At 60.2% G+C, this 17,984-nt stretch carries 21 protein-coding genes; 16 read left to right on the top strand and 5 right to left on the bottom strand.

Annotated features, from left to right (window positions below; genetic code table 11):
• The first annotated feature begins 146 nt into the window (after positions 1-146).
• Together gap and pgk are read left to right on the top strand one after the other, a co-directional pair.
• Positions 147-1,157, top strand: a complete 1,011-nt coding sequence (gene gap / locus FR699_RS07205; protein ID WP_154551103.1) for a type I glyceraldehyde-3-phosphate dehydrogenase — start codon at positions 147-149, stop codon at positions 1,155-1,157.
• A 66-nt stretch (positions 1,158-1,223) separates the two neighbouring features.
• Complete coding sequence (pgk, locus tag FR699_RS07200) at positions 1,224-2,447, top strand: phosphoglycerate kinase (RefSeq protein ID WP_158854972.1); 1,224 nt, start codon at positions 1,224-1,226, stop codon at positions 2,445-2,447.
• A gap of 208 nt (positions 2,448-2,655) precedes the next feature.
• Here pgk and rdfA read toward each other — a convergent pair whose 3' ends face one another.
• Both rdfA and FR699_RS07190 read right to left on the bottom strand, forming a co-directional pair.
• Positions 2,656-3,279 (bottom strand): rod-determining factor RdfA, encoded by a 624-nt coding sequence (rdfA, locus tag FR699_RS07195; protein ID WP_154551104.1) that lies wholly within the window; start codon positions 3,277-3,279, stop codon positions 2,656-2,658.
• A 45-nt stretch (positions 3,280-3,324) separates the two neighbouring features.
• Positions 3,325-5,280 (bottom strand): archaea-specific SMC-related protein, encoded by a 1,956-nt coding sequence (locus tag FR699_RS07190; protein WP_158854970.1) that lies wholly within the window; start codon positions 5,278-5,280, stop codon positions 3,325-3,327.
• Positions 5,281-5,593: 313 nt separating this feature from the next.
• Between FR699_RS07190 and FR699_RS07185 the strand changes: the two genes are divergently transcribed.
• The 8 genes from FR699_RS07185 (at position 5,594) to FR699_RS07150 (ending at position 11,797) form a co-directional block, all read left to right on the top strand.
• Positions 5,594-6,547 (top strand): aminopeptidase, encoded by a 954-nt coding sequence (locus FR699_RS07185; protein ID WP_154551106.1) that lies wholly within the window; start codon positions 5,594-5,596, stop codon positions 6,545-6,547.
• 75 nt (positions 6,548-6,622) lie between these two features.
• Entirely contained in the window at positions 6,623-7,273 is a 651-nt protein-coding gene (locus FR699_RS07180) for an HVO_0476 family zinc finger protein (protein WP_154551107.1), read from the top strand.
• A gap of 2 nt (positions 7,274-7,275) precedes the next feature.
• Complete coding sequence (locus tag FR699_RS07175) at positions 7,276-7,971, top strand: protein-L-isoaspartate(D-aspartate) O-methyltransferase (protein ID WP_154551108.1); 696 nt, start codon at positions 7,276-7,278, stop codon at positions 7,969-7,971.
• Positions 7,972-8,033: 62 nt separating this feature from the next.
• Positions 8,034-8,771 carry a protein-L-isoaspartate O-methyltransferase gene (locus FR699_RS07170; protein WP_154551109.1) on the top strand — a complete coding sequence of 246 codons (738 nt, stop codon included), beginning with the start codon at positions 8,034-8,036 and terminating at the stop codon, positions 8,769-8,771.
• A gap of 187 nt (positions 8,772-8,958) precedes the next feature.
• Positions 8,959-9,783, top strand: coding sequence for a hypothetical protein (locus FR699_RS07165; protein WP_158854968.1), 825 nt, complete (start codon positions 8,959-8,961; stop codon positions 9,781-9,783).
• Between the two features lie 109 nt (positions 9,784-9,892).
• A complete protein-coding gene (gene crcB / locus FR699_RS07160; RefSeq protein ID WP_158855718.1) occupies positions 9,893-10,273 on the top strand; it encodes a fluoride efflux transporter CrcB in 381 nt (126 codons plus the stop codon).
• Positions 10,270-10,620 carry a CrcB family protein gene (locus tag FR699_RS07155; protein ID WP_158854966.1) on the top strand — a complete coding sequence of 117 codons (351 nt, stop codon included), beginning with the start codon at positions 10,270-10,272 and terminating at the stop codon, positions 10,618-10,620. Before crcB ends, FR699_RS07155 begins: the two co-directional genes overlap by 4 nt.
• Before the next feature lie 70 nt (positions 10,621-10,690).
• Positions 10,691-11,797, top strand: a complete 1,107-nt coding sequence (locus FR699_RS07150; protein WP_158854964.1) for an aminotransferase class V-fold PLP-dependent enzyme — start codon at positions 10,691-10,693, stop codon at positions 11,795-11,797.
• A gap of 16 nt (positions 11,798-11,813) precedes the next feature.
• Here FR699_RS07150 and FR699_RS07145 read toward each other — a convergent pair whose 3' ends face one another.
• Positions 11,814-12,470 (bottom strand): hypothetical protein, encoded by a 657-nt coding sequence (locus tag FR699_RS07145; protein ID WP_154551113.1) that lies wholly within the window; start codon positions 12,468-12,470, stop codon positions 11,814-11,816.
• A gap of 192 nt (positions 12,471-12,662) precedes the next feature.
• On the opposite strand from FR699_RS07145, the gene FR699_RS07140 reads away from it, so the two are divergent.
• The 4 genes from FR699_RS07140 (at position 12,663) to FR699_RS13310 (ending at position 15,517) form a co-directional block, all read left to right on the top strand.
• Positions 12,663-13,106, top strand: coding sequence for a zinc ribbon domain-containing protein (locus FR699_RS07140; RefSeq protein ID WP_158854962.1), 444 nt, complete (start codon positions 12,663-12,665; stop codon positions 13,104-13,106).
• 57 nt (positions 13,107-13,163) lie between these two features.
• Positions 13,164-13,586, top strand: coding sequence for a dCTP deaminase (locus tag FR699_RS07135; protein WP_154551115.1), 423 nt, complete (start codon positions 13,164-13,166; stop codon positions 13,584-13,586).
• Between the two features lie 53 nt (positions 13,587-13,639).
• Complete coding sequence (locus FR699_RS13150) at positions 13,640-13,807, top strand: hypothetical protein (protein ID WP_195837611.1); 168 nt, start codon at positions 13,640-13,642, stop codon at positions 13,805-13,807.
• Positions 13,808-14,710: 903 nt separating this feature from the next.
• Positions 14,711-15,517 carry a tyrosine-type recombinase/integrase gene (locus tag FR699_RS13310; protein WP_233263378.1) on the top strand — a complete coding sequence of 269 codons (807 nt, stop codon included), beginning with the start codon at positions 14,711-14,713 and terminating at the stop codon, positions 15,515-15,517.
• 2 nt (positions 15,518-15,519) lie between these two features.
• Here the strand turns inward: FR699_RS13310 and FR699_RS07125 are convergent, their stop codons facing one another.
• Positions 15,520-15,759, bottom strand: coding sequence for a hypothetical protein (locus FR699_RS07125; RefSeq protein ID WP_158854957.1), 240 nt, complete (start codon positions 15,757-15,759; stop codon positions 15,520-15,522).
• 380 nt (positions 15,760-16,139) lie between these two features.
• Positions 16,140-16,376 (bottom strand): winged helix-turn-helix domain-containing protein, encoded by a 237-nt coding sequence (locus FR699_RS07120; RefSeq protein ID WP_158854955.1) that lies wholly within the window; start codon positions 16,374-16,376, stop codon positions 16,140-16,142.
• Positions 16,377-16,679: 303 nt separating this feature from the next.
• On the opposite strand from FR699_RS07120, the gene FR699_RS07115 reads away from it, so the two are divergent.
• Both FR699_RS07115 and FR699_RS07110 read left to right on the top strand, forming a co-directional pair.
• Positions 16,680-17,186, top strand: coding sequence for a hypothetical protein (locus tag FR699_RS07115; RefSeq protein WP_199268300.1), 507 nt, complete (start codon positions 16,680-16,682; stop codon positions 17,184-17,186).
• Complete coding sequence (locus FR699_RS07110) at positions 17,187-17,969, top strand: site-specific DNA-methyltransferase (protein ID WP_158854954.1); 783 nt, start codon at positions 17,187-17,189, stop codon at positions 17,967-17,969.
• Positions 17,970-17,984 lie beyond the last annotated feature (15 nt).

Genomic DNA, 17,984 nt, shown 5'->3' with positions numbered 1-17,984 from the left:
GATTGCACGTATGTCTGTCCGTGCGTGAATATAGTGATATATACCGCCTTCACGAGTATCGATCGTGAGATACTCGCCTTTCACTTCGCCATATCGAAAAACATTTACTCAATGTTGCCGCTACCTTCATACGGAGCTATACTACTATGAGTGCAAGCGATCCGGTCCGCATCGGGATCAACGGCTACGGTCGAATCGGCCGCTGTACCCTCCGTGCTGCCCTCGAGAACGACGACGTCCAGATCGTCGGTATCAACGACGTGATGGACTTCGAGAAGATGGAATATCTCACGAAGTACGACAGTGCCCTTGGCAACCTGCCGTACGACGTCGAACGAGACGGTGACACGCTCACTGTCGACGGCAACGACATCGACTTGCTGAACATCCAGAGCCCCGAGGAACTGCCGTGGGACTCCCTGGACGTGGATGTCGCCATCGAGTCGACGGGCATTTTCCGCACCAAAGACGAGGCGAGCGCACACCTCGACGCCGGTGCCGAGAAGGCCCTGATCTCCGCGCCGCCGAAAGGCGACAAGCCCGTCCCGCAGTTCGTCTACGGCGTCAACGACGACGAATACGACGGTGAGGACGTCGTTTCGGCTGCTTCCTGTACCACCAACAGTGTCTCGCCGCCGATGTACGTCCTGCTCGAGGAGTTCGGCGTCGACGCTGCCGAGATGACGACGATCCACGCCTACACTGGCAGTCAGGCAATCGTCGACGGTCCCAAATCGAAGACCCGTCGTGGTCGGGCGGCCGCCGAGAACATCGTCCCGACGACGACCGGCGCCTCGACCGCGACGCCGAACATCCTGCCCGAACTGCAGGGCAAGTTCGAGGCCATGGCGATCCGCGTCCCGGTCCCGACCGGCTCGATCACCGAGATCGTCGTCGACCTGCCCGGCAACCCGGACGTCGAAGAAATCAACGCCGCCTTCGAGAAATACGCCAACGGCGAACTCGAAGGCTCGATGGGCGTCACCGACGACCCGATCGTCTCCCGTGACATCGTCGGCTGGGAGTACGGCTCCTGTGTCGACTTGCAGAAGACCTCGACCGTCCAGGGTGGCAAGCTCGCGAAGATCTTCGCCTGGTACGACAACGAGATGGGCTACACCGCCCAGATGATGCGGCTGGCCGAAGACATCGTCTAATCGGTCCGATCCCCTTCCGTAGTGTACAGGGACGCAATTTCTTTCAGAACACGAAACCCACCAATCATGGCTGCATTCAACACGCTCGATGACCTCGCAGATGGACAGCGCGTCCTGGTCCGCGTCGACCTCAACTCGCCGGTCGAGGACGGCGTCGTCCAGGACAACCACCGCTTTGATCGCTATGCGGAGACGGTCCGCGAACTCGCCGATCGGGACAACAAAGTCGTCCTGATGGCCCACCAGGGCCGGCCCGGCCGCGACGACTTCGTTTCGCTGGACCAGCACGCCGAAATTCTCGAAGAATACGTCGGTAAGCCGATCACCTTCATCGAGGATACCGTCGGCGACGACGCTATCGACGCCATCGAGGCGCTCGAAGCCGGAGAGATCCTGCTGCTCGAGAACACCCGGATGGTCGACGACGAACTGCCCGAGAAGGCCCCCGAGGAACACGCCGACAGCGACTTCGTGAAGACGCTCTCGCCGTACTTCGACGCCTTCGTCAACGACGCCTACTCGGCGGCCCACCGCGCCCACGCCTCGACGGTCGGGTTCGCACTGGCACTGCCGGCCTACGCGGGCCGCGTCATGGAAGCCGAGTACGAGTACAACACGGGCGTCGCCGAGCGCGCCCGCGAGACCGAGGGCCAGGTCACGATGGTCCTGGGTGGCAACAAGTCCGAAGACGTCATCAGCGTCGTCAACAATCTGGGCGACGCCATCGACACGTTCCTCATCGGCGGCCTGCCGGGCGAACTGTTCCTCCGCGCGGAGGGCAAGTCTGTCGGCTACGACGTCGGTGGGATGGACCTGCTTGACGACCAGTGGGACGAGACCAAAGACACGCTCGAAGACCTCGTTGCCAACCGTCGTGAGGAGTTCGAACTCCCCGTCGACTTCGCCTACGAGGACGCTGAGGGCGAACGCGCAGAGATCGCGCTGGCGGACATCGAGGAGAAAGAGACCGGCTACCTCGACATCGGCCACGACACCATCGAGGAGTACGTGCCAATCATCGAGGACAGCGAGGCCGTCTTCGTGAAGGGCGCGGTCGGCGTCTTCGAAGACGAGCGTTTCGCCGATGGGACGGTCGAACTCATCGATGCGATCGGTCGGACAGAGTGCTTCTCGGTCGTCGGTGGCGGTGACACCGCCCGGACGCTGTCGATGTACGGACTCGACGAGGACGACTACGATCACATCTCCATCGCCGGCGGCGCGTACCTCAACGCCCTCACCGGCCAGGAACTCGAAGCTGCCGAAGTGCTGATCGAGCAGGCCGACTGACGCTCGCCGATCTTCACGGCCCGGCCACTTCGCGTGGCTTTTTGACACTTTTCGGTAGTCATCCAGTTTTGTCTTAGATCTAACTTTTTGGTCCCGAAGATGTCCAACGACCACCGACAGAGATGTCGCTGCAGGGATCTCGCTTCGAGGCTTGGCTCTACACAAATTGTGCGTCGATCGTCGCGCCTCCGGTTTCAGGGCGTTTCGATCATTTCTCGTTGCGCGTACAGTCACAGCCGCCCTGTTCGAGGAAGGTGTCGACGTCGTACTGTGTCCCACACTCTTGGCACAACACCTGGACGCTGGCGAACACCTCGAAGTCGTCGACGTCGATGCGGTCGGTTTCGCCCAGGTTCTCGATCCGGGTTTCAGTGATCGCTTCTAGTCGTGTTTGTAGACGTTGGATCGACTCCTGGTCTTTTTCGATCTTCTCTTCGGCTGCTGGCTGCTCGTATTCGGCACCACGCCACTCTTTGAGGTACGAGCGGATCGCTTGGTAGGTAACGAAGTCTCGGTCGAGTTGCTCGAGATCGACACCGTTTCGCTGGAGCCGTTCACGGGTATCGGTTCGGACGCCTGCGCTGACGTCCGTGTCAGTGAGGTTCCGATAGATCGCGTCGACATCGTTTTCGAGCGTACTCATGCCCGCCTCAACCAGTGTCTGTGCCAGCAGTCGCTTGTTGAATAGCTCCGCAAGGTCCCGCAGGCTCAACCGTCGGTCTCCATCGGCCGTCCAGCGCGATTCGAGTTCCGCCCCGAGGTCGCCCAGATCGTAACGGTCGATCAACCGTGCTACCTTGCTCGACGGCTTGTCTGTCTGCTCGTTGGCCATGGATCTATTTTCGTTTATCGAGCGCGAAACGCGACGGCTCGGGCATCATATTGAGGTCAATCGCCGGTAGTCGTCGTCGACAGCCTGAGCGTCTTCGGGCAGTAGCGCCACGACCAGATACTCCGCATACTCCGCGAAGTAGTCGATCAGTCTGGCGATCCGCTCTGCGTCGATCGCCTCCAGTGAGTCCAGCAACATGAAGGGGACGTCTTCGTGGAGGTCGTGGACGAGGTAGCCAGCGAGAGCGAAGACCAGGCCCGTAACCTTCCGCTCACTCTCACTGAGGTGGTCGATCGTATCGTCGTACGCCACGTCGTTGTCCGTCGTGCGGACGACGTGGAGTTCGAACACCGTCCGATCGACTGTTTCTCGACCTTGCCGGACTGACTCTGTCGTCCGGTCGATCCAGATCCGATCGAGGTTTTCGTACTCCAAGATATCGAGGATCGCGTCCATGTGGTCGTTGAACGCCTCGACGGCTTCTTTCTCGATCTGTTCGATCCGCGTCCGAGCGTCCGTGAGTTGCTCTCCTAGCCGTTCGCGTCGCTCCCGTAACTCTTCGCCTTCCTCGATCATCGACTCGATTTCGGCGATCTCGTCGGTCACGTCTTCGAGCGTCGATTCGAGGCGATCGATATCGAATTCGAGCTGGTTGGCTTCTCGGTGCAGTGTGAGAATCTCCTCGAAATCGGCATCCTCGAACTCGTCGACCGTCGTTTCGAGGCGCTCGATCTCTTCGGTAAGTTCCTCACGACTGTCTTTCAGTGTGGAGATACGCTCTTGCCGCCGTTCGATTTCCGTCTCGATCTCTTCGAGTTCGCGCTCGATCTCGTCGCGTCGCTGTCGGGTACGTTCGATCTCTCGGCGCCGGGTTTCGTACTCGTCGAGCTCGTCGTTGACGTCGTTGAGCGTCTGGACCTTTTGTTCCCGAAGATCTTCGAGGGATGTGACTGTCTCTTCGATCTGGTCGCGCTGAACGCGTGACCCACACGTCCAGCAAACGACTTCTTCGTCGGCATCCTCGAGCAGTTGATCCGTGACGTTCCCGTTCTGTGCTCTTGTGTCGTCTTCGACGTCACCCAGCAACTCGTAGTCTCCTTCTTCGAGTCGCTCCTGGTTGTAGCTGATGAGGCTCTGGAGGTCGCTTATCTCGCCGTTTAGGGATTGGCGGCGGTTCCGGAGTGTCTCGATTTTCTCGGCCAACACAGTGTCATCGCTCTCTGGTGCCGGGAGCTCCGACAGCTCCGTCTCCCGTTCCGACCGCTCGCTCCGCAGCGACGAGATACTCTCCTGTTGGGTTTCGATATCTCGACGAACGGTTTCCAGTTCGGAGCGGACCGACCGCAGTTCTTCCAGTGCATCCTCGAACTCCGCTTTGACTCGTTGACTCTCCTCGATATCGTTTGAACTCTCGTCGATCGTCTCCTCGAGTTCGGCCAGCTCTTCGCGCTTGCTCTCGATCTCCGCCTCGATTGTATCCCGTCGTTCTTCGAGCTCCGGGAGATCGCGTTTGCGCGACTCGATGGTGGCCAGCTTGTCGTTGATCGACCCCTTCTCCTCGCGCAGGCGCTCGATCTCCTCTTTGATCTCTTCGACGTCGATCGGTCGCATAATGAGCTCGTGGAGATCTGCCCCGCGCGAGACGGCCAGTCGTGCCTCGTTTGCTTCGTGCAGAAAGGCGAACAACTCTGCGACCGTCGGGTCATCCAGATACCCATCCCCGTCGTACTGTACCGCCTCGCCAGCCGTCTCGAGGGTCCGCTCGTAGTCTTCTCCCCCCAGCGTCATCTCGACGCGGCCCTGATCAACATCCGCTTTCAGCGAGGCCTGATCGGACCCCATCCCAGCCATGATCGCCTGTAGAAACGACGTCCTGTTGGTAGCGTTTTCCCCCACCAGAACGGTAACTCCCGGTTCAACGTCGACGTTGGTCGACGTGATCCCGCCGATGTTTTCGACGGTGAACGACGCGACCCCGGGCTGTTGATCTCGTAGACTCACAGGCGGGAGTGGTCGCTATGTCCATTTAAACATATTGTTCGTTCACAAATATTCTTCGAACTCAAAATTATATTATTTACTATTCTATACAAAAATATCTCTCCCGGGGTAGCTGTCGTCCAGCACCCGCTCAGATCCCTCTTCGAATGTTCAATATGGGCGAAAGATCTTCTCTTTTGTTTTCTGCTCGATTACTAGTGTCTCACTCACTCCGCCCGCGGCAGTCGTTATCGGGCGGACAACGGAATCGGTCGACGGATTCGAACTCCGGCGAGGCCGAAAACACTAATCGTTCGCCCCCGTACCGATTGCCATGAGCGACGACGATTTTCGCCGACCAGCTGAAACGGCAATCCAGCAGTGTCTCGGCCTCGAGGCCGAAGAATCCTGCCTGATCGTTACCGACGACCGACGTCGGCCGATCGCCGAGGCGCTGTACGCGGCTGCCAGCGAGACGACAGACGACGCGATGATCCTCCAGTATCCACCCGGCGAGCAGCACGGAGCCGAGCCCCCAACAACGGTGGCAACCGCGATGGCGAGTGCCGATGTCGTCCTCGCGCCCACGACCAAGAGCCTGAGTCACACGCGCGCTCGAACTGAAGCCAACGATGCCGGTGCCCGGGTGGCAACACTGCCGGGGATCACTGACGACGTGTTCACGACCGGCCTGAACGTCGACTACGCCGAGATTCAGGACCACAGCGAAGCCATGCACGAGCGGGTCGCTGACGCCGATGAGATTCGGGTCACCTCCGAGCAAGGGACCGATATCCGGCTCCAGCCTGGTGATCGCGAGTGGCAACTCGATACGGGCATCGTTCACGACGCCGGGGAGATGTCGAATTTGCCCGCTGGTGAGGTGTTTATCAGTCCGGCGACTGCGACGGGAACGATCGTCGTGACCGGGACGATGGCACCACACGGCCGACTCAGCGACGAGCAGGCGGTTCGCATCGCGGTCGAAGACGGCTCCGTCACCGAGATCGACGACGAGACGATCCGCGGCCAGGTCGAGGAAGCCGCCGCGGAAGTCGGCGACGACGCTTACAACCTCGCGGAGTTCGGGATCGGGACGAACGTCGGCGTCCGCCAGCTCGTCGGGTCGGTACTGCTCGACGAGAAAGCCGGCGGGACGGTCCACTTTGCTATCGGCGACGACGCGGGCTTCGGTGGTGACACTTCGGCACCGATCCACCTCGATGGCATCCTCCAGGATCCGACCGTCGCTGTCGACGGCGAGGAAATCACACTTCCGACGCCCTGAACGACCACGTTGGACGCCTGTCGGTCGCGTCGCTCCGACGGCGCTCTTTTACGTTCGGGTCGAGTACGCTCGGCCATGACCGACTCGACACAGCGGGTAGGGCTGCCTTGTCCGGCCTGTTCGCCCGACTTGGAGACTGTTCACGATGTTCTCAACCACGGCGGGCAGGCGACGGTTCGATGTACCGAGTGTGACCACGTTCACAAGACCTCTCTCCCCGAGGCACGGACTGTCGAACGGGATGTCGTCGTCTCACAGGACGGTGAATCGTTCACGGCGACGGCCGAACCGCCCGCCGATGAAACCTTGGCCGTCGGCGAAGAGTTCGTCTTAGAGACCGCGGACGCGATCATGACGGTCCGGATCACCAGTCTCGAACTCGACGAGGAGGGCCGAGTCGAGGAGGCACCTGTCGAGGACGTCCAGACGATCTGGACGCGCGCGGTGGGCAACGTCAGCGTCAACGCGACGGTCCACCCCAAGTCGGGAGCCCGTGACGAGACGCGAAGTGAGACGCTGCACGTCCCTGGCGACTACGAGTTCGTCGTCGGCGAAACTGACGAACTGGGTGAGTTCACCTATACGATCGAGGGCATTCACCTCCGGGACGACGCCCGCGGCTACGAGTACGAGAAACTCGACCACGACCGGGATAGTGCCCCCGCCAAGGACGTCAATCGACTTTACCTCCGAGACGAGACCAGCGACGCCTGGTCGGCGTGGTAGGGATGGCCCGCTGGTGGGGTTCGGACCGCGATCGTGCTGCGACAGACGGAGGAGACGACAACTGGCGACAGCGACGCACTGCCCTGATCGAGGACCTCAGAGAGCGCGACCGGGTGAGCGATCGAGCCCTGGACGCGCTTGCGGCCGTGCCGCGACACGCATTCGTCCCCCAGTCTAGCCGTCGAGGGGCCTACGCCGACCGTCCGCTGTCGATCGGCGAGGGCCAGACCATCAGCGCCCCGCACATGGTCGCGATCATGGTCGATCGCCTCGACCTCGAACCCGGCCAGGAGGTCGTAGAGATCGGCACGGGGTGTGGCTATCACGCTGCCGTCACCGCCGAAGTCGTCGGGGCCGAGCACGTCTACAGTGTCGAATATCACGCCTCGCTTGCGACACAGGCCCGCGAGCGGTTAGCCGACCTGGGCTACGGCGACGTGTCAGTCCGTGTCGGCGATGGCCACGAGGGCTGGCCGGCACACGCCCCCTACGACCGGGCGTATCTCACCTGTGCAGCGACGGATATCCCGCCTGCCGTCCTCGATCAACTCCGGCCCGATGGCGTCTTTCTCGGGCCGATCGGCACGCGTTCACAGCGACTGGTCCGGGTCAGCAAGCATCCGGACGGCTCGACGGAGCGTGAGGACTTCGGTGGGGTCCGATTCGTCCAGATGCAGGGTAGCGACGAGTCGCCGTGATCGCCAGCCAGAGACCACCCGGGAACGCGATGTTCATTAGGGTGGACTCGTAATCTCGCTCAATGGATCCTGCGGTATTGCGTGAGGACATGATCGACGGGCTCCGCCACGAGAGCCGCGCTGTCCTCGATAGCGAAGCCGTCGCGACGGCGATGAATGCCGTGCCGCGACACGCCTTCTTCGACGACGAGCGGGCGGCCTACGCCGATCGGGAGACCGAACGCCTGGGGACGCGCGTCCTCGCGCCTTCGACGGTCGCCCGGTTGTTCGAGGCGTTAGCTGTCGAGCCAGACGACTCGGTGTTGATCGTCGGCGCGGGCGTCGGCTACACCTCGGCGGTTGCGGCTGCGATCGTCGGTCCCCGGAACGTCCAGGCTGTCGATATCACCCGCCAGGTCGTCTACGAGGCCCGACAGAACCTATCGACGGCGGGCTATGACTCGGTGTTCGTCGACTGCCGGGACGGGGCGGCTGGGCTCCCCGAGTACGCGCCCTACGACCGCATTCTCCTCGAAGCGGCGGCCGTCGAGCCTCCACAGGCACTCCGCGAGCAACTCACCCCCAGTGGGCAACTCGTGATGCCACTCGGCGCCCACGAGCAGACCCTGGCCGTCTTCGAAGGCGACGAGGTCGTCGCCGAGTGCGGACCAGTTGCCTTCCGGCCGATGCTCGTCGAGGGCGAACAGGTCGGTGCCATCGAGCGCAACCGGATGCACCGGGAAGATGACGAACGCGCCCGCCAGGCAGCCCAGTCACGGACCGGCTGGGAGCAAGACTGGATCGACTGGGACGGGTCGTGAGTCCGTCGGCTGCGCCCGGGGCGGCTCTGTCGGGAGCCGCCGACCGCCCTCGATGGATGTGGCTTTTTGTGGTGGCTGGGCGAACGATGGACCAATGGTACGATCTATCGTCGACTGCCGATGTCACGTGGGCGTCGAGACTGGCCATCGAGCAACCACAGCTGCGATCGTCGGGGGGGCGTGACTGATGGACGACGAGCGACCGACGGCTGATCACGACGTCGACCTGGACCAACCCACGTCGCTGGATTTCGAGGCGCTCCTGGCGGATGGCCTCGACGGATTGCTGTCCCGGACTGGCGCCCAACTTGTCGTTCTCATCTCCGCTATCGGCATCGTGAGTACCGTTTTCTGGCAGTCGCTTCAACTGACCGTCAGCGAGGCAATGATCACGTACTTGCAGGAGAACTTCGACGCCACTGATTCACAGGTGCAGACGGCGCTGACCGAACTCGAAGGCACGGTCGACGCGTTGGGACTGACGATCGACATCTCAGTCCCCACGATCGTCGCCGGCATTATCCTGCTTGCGCTGCTGGGCGAAGCAATCAATATCGTTGCTATCCGGGCCTTTGCCGACGGTGCACTCGATGGGATCCCACGCGATCTCGTCACCCGCCGGCTGGGCGTTGCGACGCTTTATGGCTTCCTCGGTGGGATCGTCCTGCTCGTCGCAATCGGGCTGGGGCTCCTGTTGTTGGTCATCCCCGCGATCTTCGTCTACGTCGGGACGCTGTTTTTCCGCCAGGAGATCGCCGTCGCGGATAAAGGGCCGGCTAGGGCCATCTCGGGAACGTGGGCACTCACGAAGGGCAATCGCTGGCTGTTGTTCGGGGTCGCTGTCGTGCTGTTCCTCGTTGGGTTCGTTGTCCCGCTCTTCCCGGGTGCGATTTCCGGCACGTTTGGGACCGTCGCCAGTGTGTTCGTCTCGAGTATCGTTGGCGTCTTCTCGATTGCCACCATTACGGAAGCGTACGTCAGACTTCGCAGACAGCACACCGAGTCGATGTGAGCATTTGTCGATCGGTGTGTCCTTCGTTGCTACGCGCCTGGGTGACTGATCGGTTCCTCACCGCATCGAAACCCACGAGTGTCCCGGCTCGAAATCGCCACTGATGGAACTGAGCCAGCCCCACCCCCTCAAGCGGGTTGAACCGCTGGTGTTGATCGCCATCGGCGGGTTCGCCGGGGCGATCTTGCGGTACGCACTCTCCGCTGGATTGCCCACTCCCGTCGTCGGGACGCTCGTGGCCAACGCGCTCGGAAGCTTCGGACTGGGGATCGTCCTCTACGAGAAGCGACTCGCCGACCTGCTGTCGACCGAGACCCGGCTGTTGGTCGGGACCGGCTTTCTCTCCTCGTTTACCACCTACAGCACGTTTGCCGTCCAGACGGCCGGCCTGTCGCCAACCTGGGCCGTCGGGAATATTCTCGCCAACTATGCGCTCGGGATCGCGGGCGTTCTCGCCGGCCGGGCCGTTTCCAGGGGGTTGGTCGCGTGAACCCTGCCGTGTTGGTCGGCCTCGGTGGGATCGTGGGCGCACTCACACGCCATGCCGTCGGTCAGTGGATCGAGCGCGAGGGTGGGGACACCTTCGCGGTCAACGTCCTCGGAAGCTTCCTGCTCGGGGCGATCGTCGCTGCGCCAGTCGGTGAGCCAGCCGCACTTGCGCTAGGAACGGGTTTCTGTGGCGCGTTCACGACGTTCTCGACGTTCGCCTTCGAGACCGTCCGTCTCTACGAGGACGGGCGTCGCCGCCGCGCGATCGCTACCGCGGCCGGCCACCTGGGCGGGGCGTTGATCGCCGTGGGCGTCGGGACGCTGGCCGTCAGTGTCCTCGTCGGCTAGCGGTCACCGTCGGCGGCTCTCTCCCCTGTCGGCCGCGGGGTTCACGTGCCTCCCGACCGTCCGTTTTCGTATGGATCCAGCGGACCTTCGCGCGACCATGCCCGTCACGAGCGAGGTGGCCTATCTCAACACCGGCGCGAGCAGTCCCGCCCCGCGACCGGTCGTCGAGGCGATGACGGATTGGATCGAGTATCACAATTTCGAGGCTCCCGCCGAGGCGGGGATCTATCCTCACGCCTGGGACACCTACGAGGCCGTCCGCGAGACGATCGCCGGGTTTCTGGGCACCACTCCTGAATCGATCGGACTCACCGGGAGCACCGCGGAGGGCATCTCGGTGATCGCGTCGTCGATCGATTTCGAGCCTGGTGACGTACTCGTCCGGACCGACCTCGAACACCCGGCCGGCATCCTCCCGTTCGACCGCATGGCCGACCTCCACGGTCTCGAGGTACGGACCCTCGAAACCACCAATGGCCGACTCGATCTCGACGACCTTCGTGATGTCGTGGCAGACGCACGCTTGCTCGCGATGAGTTCGATCTCCTGGAGTCACGGCACCCGGCTTCCCGTCGAGGAGGTGGTCGAAATCGCTCACGAGGCTGGAGCGCAGGTCCTGATCGATGCCGTCCAGTCGCCCGGCCAACGTCCCGTCGACCTCGAATCCTGGGGCGCGGACTTCGTTGCCGGGTCGGGCCACAAGTGGCTGCTTGGTCCCTGGGGTGCGGGCTTCCTCTATGTCGCCCCCGACACGATCGATTCGCTCACTCCCCGACGGATCGGGTATCGCGGCGTCGAGGATCCAACCGGCTCACCCTACGAGTACAAGGCGGGTACCGCCCGGTTCGAACTCGGGACGACCTCGCCCGCCCCCCACGTTGGCCTGGCGACGGCGATCGACCTGCTGGAGTCGGTCGGCATGCAATCCGTCCAGGCCAGGATCGAGCGACTGACCGACCGCCTGAAGGCGGGGCTCGGTGATCGTCTCATCAGTCCACGCGACTACGAGTCGGGATTGGTCACATTTCAGGCAGAGGCCCCGGAAGCCACCGTCGAGGCACTAGCTGAGGCAGGTGTGGTTGTCCGGCCGTTGCCGTTCCCTCCCGGTGCGGTCCGTGCCTCTGTTCATGCCTTTAACACTGTAGACGATATCGATCGGTTGCTCGAAGCCCTCTAGGGGCCGGTGACCGCTATCACTCGTTGCCGACTGGCCGCCGCCGCAGTTCGTCGATCTGGCTCCGCAGGCGGTCGAGTTCTGATTCCAGTGCCTCCCGGCGATCGATGAGGTTGCTCAACTCTTCGGTGTTGACCGAGAAGTCGTCGCCCATCGCGGCCTCTAGGGCGTCGGTCGTCGAGCGGACGAACTGTGTGCCGACTTCGAGCACTTCCTCCGGTGATTCACACCCTTCATAGAGGGCAACGTCGCCCGACTTGACGGTGTAGCGGATCAATGGCAGCGCTTCTTCGGCGTGATAGCTCGTCGTCGTCTCCAGGCCGGTGACGGGGTTCCGTCGGTCCCGTGCCTGCTCGTTGCGGACGATGCTGAACGCCTCCGCTAAGGACGGATAGGTCTCGGCCAGGTCCCGTAATCGGTCGGCCGCGGTCACGTCAAGCTGTGCTTCGACGTCGCCGAAGAACTGTGCTGATCCGGTCAGGCTCAGCGCCACCGTGAAGAAGACGCCGCGGTTCTGTTCGGCGAGTCGTCTGATACGTTCTCGGACGGCCTCGTGTTCTCCCTCTAGGGCCTGTCGTTCGAGATCGTCGAGTAGTGTCCGGATCCCCGATTCGCGTTCGAGATATTCCTCGACGAGCATCCCCGGCAACTCCCCTGCATCGTCCGGTTGGTCCATAGCTTCCCTTTGGCCGCCGTCACTAAACCCTTCTCGCCGGCAGCGTCTCGGGCGCATCGTTCGCTCGGGACACACCGAGCCCGCAACATGGCTACTCGCTTGCGGTGCCGCGCTGCTCGATCGGTGACCAGCCCCACAGCGGTAGCCCATTGTGCCGAAAGACAGTAGGTCGGATGGGGACAACGTCGCCGTATGCGTGAGTGTCCGTATTGCGGGGCCGACGCCGAGGCGGGGGCGCGGTACTGTGATCGGTGTGGGGAGCGACTCGTGTTCGAGGGCGACGACCGGGACGGCTTTCTCGGCCGGACGTCGGTCCAGTACCTCCAGGGTGTGCGCCACGGGGCGCGACCACTCGATCCGTCGACCGGCTATCACGAGAACCTCCGGGCGGAACTGACCGCCGCGATCGAAGACTTCTCTCATCTGGCTTCCGTGGGCGAGCTCCAGCTGTCTGAGGTACTCGACGTCGACGACGCACAGTTCCAGGCTCTGGAAGACGATACCTCTCCGGACACTGACCTTCGCCCCGCGACACGCCGTGCACTGGGTGTCGCCGTGCTCGTCGCGCTGCTCGAAGAGACATACGACGGACCGATGCTGGACGAGTTGCAGGTACTCGCCAGCGACGTCGAGTGATCCAGCGAGGTACACGAGACGAACCTTGTTGTCGGTCGAGCCTGTCACTAGCAGCCGATGACTTCGAACCTGACAAATGCCGTCGAGGGAATCGTCTACGAACCAACACAGACCGACAGCCCAGGTCTCGATCTCACGGTGGCGGAGGTCTACGAAGTCGCCGCCCCCGGTCGCGTCGACTTCGGCGGTGGTGAGCTCGAAGCCGCCGACCTGCGCGCGGTCCAGACCACCCTCCACAACAGCGACGACGACTACGAGTGGTATCATCTCGATGCTGGCCAGTATCTGGTGGCGTTCAACGAGTCTCTCACCACGACCGACCAGTCCTACTGGCTCCAGACTCGTGACGCTGTCAGGGACGCCGGGGCGTTCCATCCGTCGCTTCGTGTCACCGACCTAGATCCAGTACCTCTCTCCGTGGGCGGCGACGGGATCCGGCTCAAAGACAACGCCCGTGTCTCGACGTTGCTTCCGTTGTAGGCCACGTCTGAATCGGGAGCCACCCTTTTTGTCCTCGCCCGCGTTGTGTGTCCATGGGATTGTTCGAGAATCTCGGCCGTAAAGTCGAGTCCTTCAAACAGGGCGCGGCTGACAACGCCAGCGAGCCAACTCATCGCTGTGGGGATTGCGAGTCGGAATTTTTCACGGACTACGAGACTTGCCCCGATTGTGGGAGCGATGCTGTCGATTCGACCGAGTGACAGCCAGGGGAACGAAGTGAGTGGCGTGGATTCAACGGGATTGGGCGGCGAGATCGTCGCCGCGAAGGCCGGAAGACGCCAGGCCCCCGAGCGGGATTTGAACCCGTTGGGAGACGTTCCGGGGCTGTGACTCCGTGTGTTCAAATCCTTCTGGGGTATCGACCGAACTCGAGTCGCTCGGCGACGAGACCCATCGCTTAGTGATCGAGTTCGGAAAAGTACGCCCGGAGCGGGATTGTGAACTAGTAGAAGACTCGCTGGCGCTCGTCTTCTAGAGTTCAAATCTCTTTGGAGCGCACACAGCAAATCAGATGTTCGCGACACGCTAACGCGGTCGCTCACGGAGTTGAATGCAGAGAAGCGCCCGGAGCGGGACATTAACCCTAGGTTTAACTCCCCTTCACTTAAAGATTGGTTAGAGCAATAATGGTAACTCATCCGGATCGACAGCTTACTCGGCTCGTCGATCAACTCCGTGACGGTGAACGTGAGGTTAGTGACAAAGACCGTGATCTTCTGATCGCGTTTGATGAGCGCATGTCGCTGCTCCCGTCGGAGTATGGTAAACAACGACGAGAAAAGCTGCTCAGACATTGCACGATCATCGCCGAAGCTGAAAGGAATCATCTGGCAAAGGCGCTCGAAGACCGAGAAGCAGCTGAAGATATCGTCCGTTGGATTCACAGAGAACACGACCCGGAGGATACACCTGAGACGAACAAGGATTACCGGATCGCTTTCCGGATGTTTGGGAAGCGCGTCGTTGAGGGAGGGTACGATGTGCCCACTGACGATGATGGAATCCCAGAAAGTCTCAGTTGGATCCCTACGACGACGAGTCGAAATTACGATCCGAAACCCGATCCGGGTGAAATGTTGGACTGGGATGACGAGGTAGTGCCGATGATTGAGGAGACGATGAACGCAAGGGACGCGGCTCTCATCGCCGTTGCCTTTGATTCGGGGGCTCGTTCCGGGGAGTTGCTGGACCTCCAGGTAGGTGACGTGAGTGATCACAAGCACGGTCTGCAGATCACTGTCGATGGGAAGAAGGGGCAGCGAACAATCACGCTGGTCACTTCTGTTCCGTATCTGAATCGGTGGCTGAATGATCACCCGCGGGATAACGAACGGACTGCGCCACTCTGGTGTAAACTCAGGAGTGGTGAAGAGATCTCCTATCAGATGGCTCGGAAGATTCCACGACAGGCTGCGGATCACGCCGGAGTCGATAAGCCGGTCACGTTCACGAACTTCCGGAAGTCTTCTGCGTCGTTTCTGGCGAGTCGCGGCGTCAATCAGCCGACTCTTGAGGATCATCACGGCTGGACGCGGGGGAGCAAAGCCGCGGCTCGATATATTTCTGTCTTCGATGAAGCCAGTGACCGTGAACTCGCAAAGGCCCATGGGCTCGACGTGAGTGAGGAGGAACCGGACCCGATCGCGGCTGTCACATGTCCCCGGTGTGGAAAAGAAACACCGCGGGAGGAGGACTTTTGCATGTGGTGTCACCAGGTGATCGAACCAGGGGCAGAGGAGGATCTGGAAAAAGTCGAGAAAGCGGAACGTCGTCAGTTGATGGGCTTCGCCAAGGAGAACCCGGAATTGCTCGAACGCCTCGAAGAGATGGAACCGCTCGTCGAGGCGCTCGGGGGCGATCCCGATGTGATCGAGACTGCTCGTCGTTTCGTTGACGAAGCCGATAGTTGACCTCATTCAGAGTCTTCTAACCGATTCATCCGTTCGATTTCACGCCGGAGTTGTTCCCGATCGGGCTCGCCGCCGTATTCGACGAAAGCCGCGAGAGCAAGTGCTCGAACCCAATCAGTACTTCCGTGTTTAATCACCTCGATTAGCGTTTCTCGGTTTGCACGAACGTACTCGTCAGGTGTATCGTAGTCCGTGAACTGATTGTCAGGTGGCCGGCTTGTGTTGTGATGAGTTCCCTTCATTTTGGCTTTCTATGAAGGGTATTCGAAGAAGCCATTTATATCAAATAGGGCTACGCCGCGGTGTAACGGTGTTCTCGAACGAAAGAGTGACTCAAATTGTTAGGTCAATTTACTAGATCGGTGGGTCATCTTATTATATTAATATAAAATGGATATGATCTATAGCTAAACCATACATGGATTATCCGGATTAGTATGATTGTTTACCGGTATTACCGCCCGGATGCGGGCAATCAAGTGGAAATGACGTAAAGCGATCCGTATCAGAGAGTGAATCCAACATTAATTATAAAAAATTGTCGATAGAGAATGCCAAATACAATCCATGTCAGTAGTCGGGACGAAACGGATATTGAACTTTGCCGTGGCGAATGGCTCAATCATTCGTTGACACGATCGGCCTTAAGCGTGAGTTGTCCGCGCTCGGTGAGCGTGTATACCTTCCGCCGGCCATTCTCTTCACTCTTAACATAACCGGCTTCCTCTAGTTCTTGTAGATGTTTATATACAGTGGGGCCTTGCTTCCCTAGCTCTTTGGCGAGAGCGTAGCCGTGGAGCGGTTCCTCATTAAGCAGGGTGAGTACCTTGCGCTTCGCATCCGTCAGCGTCAAACCCATTATGTCTTGAGATTAATATGGGTCGGTGATAAGCAATATATACCCAAATACCTATGCATAGTTATTTACCTAGGTATTGACGAAGATGTTGCAACAGTCAAGTACCCCGAATGGTAACCAAGATATCAATCAAATGTATCTCGTCGACCTAGGTCGGTTGGCGTCGGATGCCGACACTCAAGAAGACATTCTTGAAGCAACGCAGGGACTCTGGAGTGCGATCTACGAACGTATGGAGCCGAACGAAACCTTGTGGGTGGTAGCACCGAACATGTTTCAGGGGGACGGTTGCGACCCGTGGCGATGGCAGTGGCTGACTACGCCCGGAAAGAATCAGGCCTCATCTTGAAGAACAACATAACGGTCCACCAGTGGGAAGACCGCGGTGGCGATATGGAGTCTGCATACGACGAAATTCTATTCTTTGTTAAAGACAAACGTGAGTACCAATTCCACAAGGACGAAATCAGGGTGGCACATGTGTACGAAGGTAATGAGTGGGGAGGCGAGCGTGAGGAAGGCAACAGTGCCTATCACGACACTAAAGTCCGGCGGTACAACCCTGATGGTAAGGATCCGGGGAATGTATGGTTAGAAGAAGACCGCACCCAGACCGATAATCAAGAAGTTGATGAGGTAAACCCAATACCGATCGAAGAAGCACTCCGCCGGTGCGTCCTTGTGGGGTCCGGCGAAGGAGAGACCATTTATACTCTTTGGACAAACGACATCCAAGATATCGTCACTAGCGAGGGGCGTAGAGCTGAGCCATTGGACGCATCGGCCCTGCGCGAGGAGGTGAACGGATAGATGGTCGATCTCAAGTCGTTCGACGATCTCAAAGTTAACTGGAGGACGAGCGAGAATATGGCCGAAGTTGAGAATGGAATCGTCCAATCGGTCATCACTTCGCCACCGTACTGGGACCTCAAGGATTACGGACACGAGAACCAAATCGGCACAGCCGACGAATCGTACGACCACTACCTCGATCGGATGCAGGCGGTCTGGAGCGAATGTTACGACGTACTTCGCGAAGATGGAACTATGTGGGTGGTCGTTGACACAGTAATGGAACAAGGGGATCTTAAACTCCTTCCATATCACATCGCCGAACGAGCCGAAGAGACCGGGTTTCTACTCCAAGACATGGTCACCTGGTACAAGCCGACTGCCATCGCCGGTATGACCGACCGAAACGTCGTGAATAAGAAGGAGTACGTCGTCTATTTGTCGAAGTCAAAGGACCACAAGTTCCACGCGAAGGAGGGTCAGAACGGTATCGAAGACCCTGCCGTCGCCCAGGGGCATCGCCTCGGCAACTTGTGGCGGCATCCGGTGAAACGGGGAACAGTGGGGCAGAACGTGCTACACAAGGCCCCATATCCCACCTCACTTATCGATCGCATCGTCAACGTTTCGACTGACCCAGGTGACACGGTACTCGACCCTTTCTTCGGATCCGGAACAACTGCGGTCTCTGCGCTCGAACTCGGCCGTCCGTGCATTGGATACGAGTTGAACGAAGAATTCAAGGATGTAATCGTCGAGCGTCTGTCATCGCTTCAGCAACGGTCTTTGACCGAGTTCTGATTTTCAACTATACTC

The sequence above is a fragment of the Halorhabdus sp. CUG00001 genome (genome assembly GCF_009797925.1).
GTDB lineage: Archaea > Halobacteriota > Halobacteria > Halobacteriales > Haloarculaceae > Halorhabdus.
This window is presented reverse-complemented; position numbering and strand designations above follow the sequence as displayed.

Excerpts from the sequence above, each read along its gene's own strand:
- gap (WP_154551103.1), top strand. The coding sequence starts at position 147 with ATGAGTGCAAGCGATCCGGTCCGCATCGGGATCAACGGCTACGGTCGA.
- pgk (WP_158854972.1), top strand. The coding sequence starts at position 1,224 with ATGGCTGCATTCAACACGCTCGATGACCTCGCAGATGGACAGCGCGTC.
- rdfA (WP_154551104.1), bottom strand. The coding sequence starts at position 3,279 with ATGGCCAACGAGCAGACAGACAAGCCGTCGAGCAAGGTAGCACGGTTG.
- FR699_RS07185 (WP_154551106.1), top strand. The coding sequence starts at position 5,594 with ATGAGCGACGACGATTTTCGCCGACCAGCTGAAACGGCAATCCAGCAG.
- FR699_RS07180 (WP_154551107.1), top strand. The coding sequence starts at position 6,623 with ATGACCGACTCGACACAGCGGGTAGGGCTGCCTTGTCCGGCCTGTTCG.
- FR699_RS07175 (WP_154551108.1), top strand. The coding sequence starts at position 7,276 with ATGGCCCGCTGGTGGGGTTCGGACCGCGATCGTGCTGCGACAGACGGA.
- FR699_RS07170 (WP_154551109.1), top strand. The coding sequence starts at position 8,034 with ATGGATCCTGCGGTATTGCGTGAGGACATGATCGACGGGCTCCGCCAC.
- FR699_RS07165 (WP_158854968.1), top strand. The coding sequence starts at position 8,959 with ATGGACGACGAGCGACCGACGGCTGATCACGACGTCGACCTGGACCAA.
- FR699_RS07150 (WP_158854964.1), top strand. The coding sequence starts at position 10,691 with ATGGATCCAGCGGACCTTCGCGCGACCATGCCCGTCACGAGCGAGGTG.
- FR699_RS07145 (WP_154551113.1), bottom strand. The coding sequence starts at position 12,470 with ATGGACCAACCGGACGATGCAGGGGAGTTGCCGGGGATGCTCGTCGAG.
- FR699_RS07140 (WP_158854962.1), top strand. The coding sequence starts at position 12,663 with ATGCGTGAGTGTCCGTATTGCGGGGCCGACGCCGAGGCGGGGGCGCGG.
- FR699_RS07135 (WP_154551115.1), top strand. The coding sequence starts at position 13,164 with ATGACTTCGAACCTGACAAATGCCGTCGAGGGAATCGTCTACGAACCA.
- FR699_RS13150 (WP_195837611.1), top strand. The coding sequence starts at position 13,640 with ATGGGATTGTTCGAGAATCTCGGCCGTAAAGTCGAGTCCTTCAAACAG.
- FR699_RS13310 (WP_233263378.1), top strand. The coding sequence starts at position 14,711 with ATGATTGAGGAGACGATGAACGCAAGGGACGCGGCTCTCATCGCCGTT.
- FR699_RS07125 (WP_158854957.1), bottom strand. The coding sequence starts at position 15,759 with ATGAAGGGAACTCATCACAACACAAGCCGGCCACCTGACAATCAGTTC.
- FR699_RS07120 (WP_158854955.1), bottom strand. The coding sequence starts at position 16,376 with ATGGGTTTGACGCTGACGGATGCGAAGCGCAAGGTACTCACCCTGCTT.
- FR699_RS07115 (WP_199268300.1), top strand. The coding sequence starts at position 16,680 with ATGGCAGTGGCTGACTACGCCCGGAAAGAATCAGGCCTCATCTTGAAG.
- FR699_RS07110 (WP_158854954.1), top strand. The coding sequence starts at position 17,187 with ATGGTCGATCTCAAGTCGTTCGACGATCTCAAAGTTAACTGGAGGACG.